The organism is Paenarthrobacter aurescens, assembly GCF_025421775.1.
GTDB lineage: Bacteria > Actinomycetota > Actinomycetes > Actinomycetales > Micrococcaceae > Arthrobacter > Arthrobacter aurescens_B.
The window spans coordinates 1-260 of record NZ_JAOEFX010000421.1 but is presented as its reverse complement, the minus strand read 5'-3'; the positions used below and the strand labels follow the sequence as shown (position 1 = coordinate 260).

The 260-nt window shown below is 72.7% G+C and carries 1 protein-coding gene; it reads left to right on the top strand.

The annotated features are described in order from the left end of the window. On the top strand, positions 1-260 hold a 260-nt coding region (locus tag N7568_RS24195), incomplete at both ends, for an ArdC family protein (protein WP_261612220.1).

Here is a 260-nt window from a genome sequence, read left to right as displayed (position 1 = left end):
CCAGCACGACCAACCGGGCCGACACCTACCGGCGCATCACCGACCGCATCGTGGCGGCGATCGAGGCCGGGACCGCCAAGGGGAAGGACTGGCGCATGCCCTGGCACCGCAGGCGCGACGCCGGCGCGCCGACGAGCCTGCCCATGAACGTCACGAGCCGCAGCGGCTACCGCGGCATCAACACCGTCATCCTGTGGGGCGAGGCGGAGGCGAAGGGCTACGAGGCCGGCCTGTGGGGCACGTACCGCCAGTGGAAGGCG